Genomic DNA, 6,835 nt, shown 5'->3' with positions numbered 1-6,835 from the left:
GCTCCTCGCCGCCGGCGGCCTCACACCCTGACCCCACCGAATGTCCGAAGAGCCGCTAAAGGCCGAGAACCGCAAGCTGCGTGACGACGTCGCGATCCTGAAAGCAGCGACGACTTTCTTCGTGGGGGAACTCGACCCCCGCAACCGCTGATCATGGGTTTCATTGACCAGATGAGATCCGAGGGGCATGCGGTCGAGTCGATCATCCGCGTCCTGCGAGAGCAGGGCGTGAAGGTTGCCGCGCGCACTTACCGGGCCTGGCGGCAAGGCCGTGTGGCCGCCAGGACAGTGACCGATGCGCTCGTCGTCGACGCCGTCCGTGACGCCGCCTGGCGCGTCGAGGTGCTGCCCGACGGGACGACGCGCCGCCGAATGACGCCGGAGGGCTTGTATGGCCGTAAGAAGATGACCGCACTGATCCGCCGCACCCAGATCACTGACGCCTCCCGTGGGGCCGTGGACCGCGCCATGCGAGTCCTCGGGCTGCAAGGCATCACCCGGGCGAAGGCGATCCGCACGACGATCCCTGCGAAGGACGGGGTGCGTGCCGGCGATCTCCTCAACCGGGACTTCACCGCGCCGCGGCCGGATCACACGTGGGTAACCGATTTCACGTACGTCAGAACGTGGGCAGGGTGGGTGTATGTCGCCTTCATCCTCGACGTGTTCGCCCAACGCATCGTGGCCTGGCACGCGCAGACCACCAAGCACACGGATCTCGTCATGATCCCGCTGCGCATGGCGCTCTGGGAACGCGACCGGCAAGGTCATACCATCGGGCCTGGGCAGCTCATTCATCACAGCGATGCCGGCTCTCAATACACGTCGATTGTGCTGACCGAGCACCTCGCACTCGAGCAGATCGCGCCGTCGATCGGGTCCGTCGGCGATGCGTACGATAACGCCCTCATGGAGACGATCAACGGCCTCTACAAAGCCGAATGCGTGCGCACCACGATCTTCCACGACGGTCCCTACAAGACCATCGCCGACGTCGAGTACGCGACCGCCGGCTGGGTCGACTGGTACAACCACCGACGGCTCCACGGTAGCCTCGGCATGGTCAGCCCCGACGAGTACGAGGCTGCCTACTACGCGGCTCTCACCCGAGAGCCGCTCCCCGCATAACAGCGGCACAGAACCTGGGACGGTTCAAAGGACAGCAGATCACCGCGACCACCCCGCCCACAGGCGAAGCCGCCGACATCCTCTCAAAACTCGAAATCAAAACGGGACACTAAAGTGGCACGACTCAGACCAGACCTTGCTCGAAGCCCCAGTCATAAGCCCGCGCCACTTGGTCATTACGGAGGACGTAAGCGGCAGCACGTCCGAGATGCGAGCTGCAACCCGCCGCAAACGATCGTTTGCGGCTCGGGGACGACTCGGCCATCGCGCCTGACCGAACGGCCCACATCCGACGCGCTTCATGAGATTTCGACGCTTCCGTGAGACGCTCCGACAACTTTCGTGAGACTCCGACAGCTTTCGTGAGATCGGACACAAATGTCCGATCTCACGAGAGTTGTCGTGAAGTGAGACACGGGACCCCGAAATCTCGCGGAAGTCAAGTTAGTGCTACAACTCAATCTGTCTCACGCGAGTTGTCGGAATTTTCATCATTCGCCTCGAAAGCGTTCGAGGCCGCGGGGTCGAAGGACAGCAACGCTGCTCGGTACGGCCGCGCAGGGCTTAGGGTGCAGAATTCAGTGCATGGAGATGAATGCGGGGCGTCGGGCTGCGCGAGCGCAATATGGGCGGCGTGCCGGCAGACGCGCGGCATCGACCGACACGATGACGACGGAGGGCAACGCGTACGGCGAGGCAGTCCGAGCGGTTCGGGCGGGCGAGCTCGACGCGGACGAGGCCGCGGACCAACTGATCGACCAGATGACTGTTGAGGAGGTGCTCGGGCTGCTCGACGGCGACTCCCCGAGGCTGCTGCTGCCGCTCATCCCGATTCTGCACGGTCGGCGGCCGTTCGTGGCCGGGGCCGTCTCTCGGCTCGGTATCCCGGGCATCCGGTTCAGTGATGGTGCCCGTGGCGTCGTTATCGGTGCTTGCACCGCCTTCCCTGTGACGATCGCGCGGGCCGCGACCTGGGATCCGTTGTTGGAGGAGCGGGTCGGCCTCGCGATCGGTCTAGAGACGAGGGCGCGGGGTGCGAACTACTCCGCCTCCGTCTGCGTCAACCTGCTTCGCCACCCCGCGTGGGGCCGTGCGCAGGAGTGCTATGGCGAGGATCCTGTGCTCACCGGTCGGATGGGATCGGCCCTGACCCGCGGCGTACGCGTGCACGCGATGGCATGCGTCAAGCACTTCGCGCTCAACTCGATGGAGAATGAGCGCTTCGAGGTCGACGTATCGGTCGACGAGCACGCCCTGCACGAGGTGTACTTGCCGCACTTCAAGGCCGTCCTGGAAGCTGGCGCAGACTCCGTGATGAGTTCCTACAACCGGGTGCGGGGCGAGTACATGGACGTCAATCGCGCGCTGCTCACCGATGTATTGCGGAATGAGTGGGGCTTCTCGGGGTTCGTGACGAGCGACTGGGTGTTCGGCACCCACGACGCGGTCGTCAGCCTTCAGGCGGGGATGGACGTGGAGATGCCGCTGCGACTGCTTCGCGCCCGCGATCTGCCGACCGCGCTGCGGCGCGGGGATGTCGCCCGCGCGACTGTGCTGCGGTCCGCGCGCCGCATCCTGCGCACCGGCGTGCTGCATGCAGCGACCCGCGAGGTGGCGAGGCCAAGTGCCGCCCTCATCGCCTCCCCGGCACACCGGGCTCTTGCTCGCCAGGTTGCGGAGGAGTCGATCGTGCTGCTCAAGAATGAAACCTCTGGCGCGGCGCCGCTTCTGCCATTGGCTCCAACCATCCGGCATCTCGCGGTGATCGGAAGACTCGCGCCACGGGCGAACCTTGGCGATCATGGCTCGTCACGCGTGCGGCCTCCCTCCGCGGTCTCGCCGCTGCGGGGGCTGCGTGAGGCGCTGCCGTCGGTGCGGATCACCACCGCCTCCGGCACGAACGAACGCGCCGCAGCCGCGGTTGCGGCTGCGGCGGAGACGGCGATCGTGGTCGTCGGCCTGGACCAGCACGACGAGGGCGAGTCGGTCGTCACCGGCGGCGTCGACGTGGGTGTGCTCGGTCGGGAGTTTGGCTCGGGTTTCCTCCGTCGGCCGCTCATCGGTCTCGCGCACCTGGCGTCGCGCTTCGTCCGAGGTGGCGACCGCAGCTCGCTCAACCTGCGCCCCTCCGATGTGCGCCTCATCCGCACGGTCGTTGCCGCCAATCCTCGGACCATCGTCGTACTGATCGGCGGCAGCGCGATCCTTACAGAGGCGTGGCGAGACCGCGTGCCAGCGCTTCTCCTCGCCTGGTACGGCGGTATGGAGGGCGGCCGTGCGCTCGCGAACGTACTTACCGGCGGTGCAGAGCCCGGCGGACGGCTGCCGTTTGTGCTGCCGACGGATGCCGCGCATCTGCCATCGTTCGACCGCGCGGCGAAGTCCGTCATCTACGACGACAAGTGGGGCCAACGCCGGCTCGACGGCGAAGGACACGCGCCCGCGTTCCCGTTCGGATTCGGCCTGGGTTACACGACGATCGAGCACCGGCTTCTGGACCACAGGTTCGACGACTCAGGCGGCAGCGCGGACGTGCTCGTAACGAACACCGGCGACCGTGAGGGCTCGACCGTCGTGCAGATCTACGCCGCGGACGTGTCAATCCGCAGGCCGGTAGCTCAACTGCTGGGCTTCCAGAAGGTGAAGCTGCAGCCTGGTGTGGAGACGACAGTGCGGATCACCCTGGATGCGGGGCCCACGCTGCAGCGCGATCCGGCGACACGGCGCTGGTCCACCCGCGCCGGCGACTGGGCCGTGCTCGCAGCCCAGCACAGCCCAGCCAGCTGGGCGGACGCACGGCAGTTGCGACATGCTGAGAAATCGATCGACGAGGAAAGCGCCTCGGACGGTCGGCCGACCTGAGGCCGGTATGGGTTTGATACCGGCGTTCACCCGGGAAGGATAGGAAAGGATGCCGACAGCCCCTCGACGCGAACGGGTAGCGCGCCATCGCCCCGCAGCATAGCGCGGAGTACACGCCGCTCCTCCCACCGGAACGATACGGCCGCTTGGTCGCGCCGCAGCACCAGGCCCCCGTTCGGAGTCGCGTACCGCTTCTGCAGATCAGCCAGCTCCTCAGCGCGCAGCAGCGCGACTGTGCTGCCCTCAGCCGCGTCGATGAGGCGGACCAGCGAGGTGGGCCCCGTCAGATCGGTCGCGACGAGGCGCTGCTCGCTCGCGGCGAGGATTGTCTTCTGCGCCGCGCGGGTCACGACCAGCGGACGGGACGGCCCGTCAAGCAGACCGCTCAGCACGTCTGACGCGGCGTCAGGGCGACCGATACTCTGCGCCGCAGCCCGCATCCGCTTCAGACGGCCCGGCTCACGCAACACCTCATCGATCTTCCAGCCGATCGTGGCGGCGGTATTGCAGCGGACGGCTGCCCCCTGCTCCATCAGGTAGTCGCCATTGCGAACCTCCTGCCCCGGGATGGGGTTCACTAGGACCATGGGAAGCCCTGCGGCCATGCACTCCGACGCCGACAACCCGCCCGGTTTGCCCACGAACAAGTCGGCGCGGCGCAGCAGCTGCGGCATCTCCGTGGTGAAGCCGAGCACGCGGTAGCGGTTGTCAGCGGTCGACACCAACTGCTCGATGCGCTGCCGTAGCCCGTCGTTGCGTCCGCACACGACCGTGGCAGTGAACGGGGAGCGCATGTGCAGCGTCTGCCGTACGACCGCGACGGCGTAGTCGCCGCCAGTCGCGCCCGCGGAGATCAGCAGAGCCGGAGGGTCGTTGGCGTCGCGCGGGGGCGCGTTGTTCACCTGAGTGCTGATCGGGATGCCGGTGGCCGCGATGCGGTCGGGAGGCAGGCCGAGCGCGGTCAGTTCCACCCTCCCTTCCTCCCTTGCCACGAAGAGCGCGTGGAAGGCGCCCGTAAGCCACAGGCCTTGGAAGTCGTAGTCCGTCGTGACGACGGCGGTCCTGGCGTCAGTAAACCCGCGAAGAAGCAGTGACGCCATCAGCTGGGCAGGCAGGAAATGTGTGCACACGATCGCGGTCGGTCGGAATCTCTTGATCGCCCGGACGACCGGAAGGGCGTTCGCCCGTGTCCAGGGATCGATCGGCCCACGGCGCCGGAACGGTGGGTCGCTGATGTCGTAACCCCACTCGATCAGCCATGGCAAGTCCTCGACCAGGGCGAAGTAACCCTTGCTCAGCACGTCGCGGTACAGTGCGCTACTCACCTGCAGCACATCCAGCACCTGCACCTCGGCAATGTCCGCGCGCCCGGCACACGCCTTCTGCACCGCCGCTGCGGCGCTATTGTGCCCCGATCCCACCCCTGCGGACAGGATTAGTAGGCGCTCCCCTTCAGCGGTCTTGGGGCCTTGTGCCGACGGTCTGCGCATGAAGAGATGCTAGCGGGCCGCATCACGTCCCGGCCTACCCGCCCTCGACGTGCTCACTCGAGGTGTGCGGCTGACTCCTCGAGCATCTTCTTCACGAGTGATTGCTTGCCTCGGCGCCGTCTCTGGAGGGCCCTCCGCGGGGTGGACGATCAGCACGGGGCAGTGCGCATGTTGTGCACAGGCCGTGCTCACCGATCCGAGCAAGAGACCGACGAAACCCCCGTGTCCGCGACTGCCGAGAACGAGCATATCCGCGCCCTTGCTTCGCTCGATCAACGCGTGCGCAGCCGACCCCGGGACGATCGTCGTGATCAGGCCCGCTGGAGGTGAGTCTGTGAACGCCTGGCGGATGGACGTAGTCAGGATCTTCTCCGCATCCGCTTCCGGAGACCAGCCGTCGATTGGATAGTAGAGATTGGGGAATTCCCAGGCGGTCACGGCCTCGATGGCGGCGTCGAAGAGCGGAGCGATTCGCTCGGCATAGCGGAGCGCTTCAAGGGAAGAGTCGGAGCCATCGACACCGACAACGACGCGGGCGACTGGAGAGATATTTGTGTCTGTCATACCTAAAGCATGAGGAGGAAAGGACGCAGACACCAGGTCCAAGGTCCCGTCCCGGCAGTGCGCGGTTGGGGATGTGGAGGAGGGACTTAGGGCGTGTCTGACACAGATTGAGGGCTGGCTTAAGATTCATTTCGTGTCGCGAGTTCAGGTGATCTCGGATGCTCGTGGTCCTTGGTCGAGGGGATGCTGCCGCGTCCGACAGATAGGCCGGGCCGAAAGTTCTCATACGCCAAGCTGATGGTGGAGGCATCGTGTACTGCCGGAGGCCGCCTGAACACGGCATAGGCCGCGCTCGCTGCGGACTCTCGACGAAGATCCACCAGCTTGTTGACGGGAACGGCCTTCCGCTGGCAACTACCGCGCCGCAGCTGTCCTCAACTCCGCCATCGCCTGGACCAGCACCAGGGCATAGTCCGACACACGCTACACGTGCTGAACGCCCTTCGGGGTGAAGTACGTCACTTCACCGCTGGCGTCCTCGCCACCAAAGATGAACTGCCCCGACGGCGTCGCGCAGATATCGATGATCACACCACGGGACTTCGTGGTGAAGACCTCATCGCCAACCCTGAACTGTCCCTCGTCATAGCGACACGCTAGCGCCTAGGAGGACCACCCAGGGACCCGCAACGACCTCGGACGGGCGCGCACGAGTCGGGACGCTTGCAATCCGTAGTCGGCGAATCCAGAGACATGATCCCCATCTGTAGCTGCGTCCCGCGGGGAACGACCTAGGTGTTCTTCCCACGGACGTTGTGGACGCGGTCGATGGGTGATTGGCCTCCGAGAGC

At 65.9% G+C, this 6,835-nt stretch carries 3 protein-coding genes and 1 pseudogene; 2 read left to right on the top strand and 2 right to left on the bottom strand.

From position 1 onward, the window contains the following. Positions 1 to 55 precede the first annotated feature (55 nt). Together FM104_RS11165 and FM104_RS11160 are read left to right on the top strand one after the other, a co-directional pair. A pseudogene (locus FM104_RS11165) lies at positions 56 to 1,128 on the top strand (IS3 family transposase); the annotation flags it as partial. A gap of 585 nt (positions 1,129 to 1,713) precedes the next feature. Further along, a complete protein-coding gene (locus tag FM104_RS11160; RefSeq protein ID WP_254908933.1) occupies positions 1,714 to 3,990 on the top strand; it encodes a beta-glucosidase family protein in 2,277 nt (758 codons plus the stop codon). A 26-nt stretch (positions 3,991 to 4,016) separates the two neighbouring features. Here the strand turns inward: FM104_RS11160 and FM104_RS11155 are convergent, their stop codons facing one another. Together FM104_RS11155 and FM104_RS11150 are read right to left on the bottom strand one after the other, a co-directional pair. Further along, entirely contained in the window at positions 4,017 to 5,480 is a 1,464-nt protein-coding gene (locus FM104_RS11155; protein WP_087013715.1) for an MGDG synthase family glycosyltransferase, read from the bottom strand. Between the two features lie 9 nt (positions 5,481 to 5,489). After that, positions 5,490 to 6,044: a universal stress protein gene (locus FM104_RS11150; RefSeq protein ID WP_087013718.1), complete on the bottom strand. Its 555-nt coding sequence runs from the start codon at positions 6,042 to 6,044 to the stop codon at positions 5,490 to 5,492. Positions 6,045 to 6,835 lie beyond the last annotated feature (791 nt).

Source organism: Microbacterium esteraromaticum, from assembly GCF_900163815.1.
Taxonomy (GTDB): Bacteria; Actinomycetota; Actinomycetes; order Actinomycetales; family Microbacteriaceae; genus Microbacterium; species Microbacterium esteraromaticum_B.
Note: the sequence above shows the minus strand (reverse complement) of the source record. Positions and strands in the feature narration are given on the sequence as shown.

Excerpts from the sequence above, each read along its gene's own strand:
- FM104_RS11155 (WP_087013715.1), bottom strand. The coding sequence starts at position 5,480 with ATGCGCAGACCGTCGGCACAAGGCCCCAAGACCGCTGAAGGGGAGCGC.
- FM104_RS11160 (WP_254908933.1), top strand. The coding sequence starts at position 1,714 with ATGGAGATGAATGCGGGGCGTCGGGCTGCGCGAGCGCAATATGGGCGG.
- FM104_RS11150 (WP_087013718.1), bottom strand. The coding sequence starts at position 6,044 with ATGACAGACACAAATATCTCTCCAGTCGCCCGCGTCGTTGTCGGTGTC.